The sequence below is a fragment of the Streptomyces niveus genome (genome assembly GCF_001723055.1).
In the GTDB taxonomy this organism is placed as follows: domain Bacteria; phylum Actinomycetota; class Actinomycetes; order Streptomycetales; family Streptomycetaceae; genus Streptomyces; species Streptomyces niveus.
In genome coordinates, this window is record NZ_MDCR01000402.1 from 1 (window position 1) to 1,174 (window position 1,174).

General features: G+C 66.8%; 1 protein-coding gene and 1 pseudogene. Both read right to left on the reverse strand.

Features of this window, described 5'->3' with window-relative positions; genetic code table 11:
• Positions 1-127 precede the first annotated feature (127 nt).
• On the reverse strand, positions 128-680 hold a 553-nt coding region (locus tag BHU15_RS34625), incomplete at its 5' end, for an undecaprenyl-diphosphate phosphatase (RefSeq protein ID WP_303741314.1).
• A gap of 2 nt (positions 681-682) precedes the next feature.
• Positions 683-944 (reverse strand): annotated as a pseudogene (locus tag BHU15_RS41770) (undecaprenyl-diphosphate phosphatase); the annotation flags it as partial.
• Positions 945-1,174 lie beyond the last annotated feature (230 nt).

The window sequence follows — 1,174 nt, forward strand, 5'->3', positions numbered from 1 at the left end:
GTTTCGGCCCTTTGTTGGCAGTCCGCGGCAGTGCGACGGGCAAACGTGTCCTTCGGCACACCGTACGGCGTTCCGACCTCGCCGGGCGCTCCGTCAACTGCCCGTCCGTACGGGCTTCGCCGTCCGGTCAGCCGGCGGACTCGCCCGCGTGCGGGCTCAGCGTGTCCGTACCGACGAGGGCGAACAGCACGATGCCCAGCAGGATCCGGTAGATCACGAACGGCATGAAGCTCTTTGTCGTGATGAACTTCATGAACCACGCGATGACGGCGTATCCGACGACGAAGGCGACGACCGTCGCGAAGATGGTCGGCCCCCACGAGACATGCCCCTCGCCCGCGTCCTTCAACTCGAAGGCCCCCGAGGCCAGTACGGCCGGGACGGCCAGCAGGAACGAGTAACGCGCCGCCGCCTCACGGGTGTAGCCCATCAGCAGACCACCGCTGATCGTCGCACCCGACCGCGAGACACCCGGAATCAGCGCCAGCGCCTGGCAGAACCCGAAGATCAGACCGTCCTTGACGCCCAGTTCCTTCAGCGACTTGCGCTCCTTGACGGCGCGGTGCTTGCCGCCGGCCTCGTCGCGCGCGGCCAGCCGGTCCGCGATGCCGAGGATGATGCCCATCACGATCAACGTCGTCGCGATCAGGCGCAGATCACGGAACGGCCCCTCGATCTGANNCCATCTTCGCGTCGTGGTCGGAGCGCATCGCCTTGTTCGTCAGCGAGCGGAACCAGGCCGACACGATCCGGGCGATGTCCTTGCGGAAGTAGATGAGGACCGCCGCCTCCGTACCGATCTGGGTGATCGCGGTGAACGCCGCACCGGGGTCGTGCCAGCCCGCGAAGGCCGCCGTCAGCCGCAGATGCGCGCTGGAGGAGATGGGCAGGAACTCGGTCAGCCCCTGGACGAGTCCGAGAATGAGTGATTCGAACCAAGACATTGGGTGCTACGCCATCCAAGAAAAGATCGTGCACCGGCCGGTGTGAACACGGGGCAGTGGCGGGTTTCGGACTGATAAATCGGCGCGCGGAATCGCTCATCCGTGCGGGTGTGTGGAGGGGGCATCACGCGCCGGTCTGGGGCAGCGTAGCCGCTGCGGATTACGCGCCGGTGCCAACCCCCTGCCCAGGCGTGGGAGACCCGGAACCGAGGACGCCCCTAGGGGGTGAG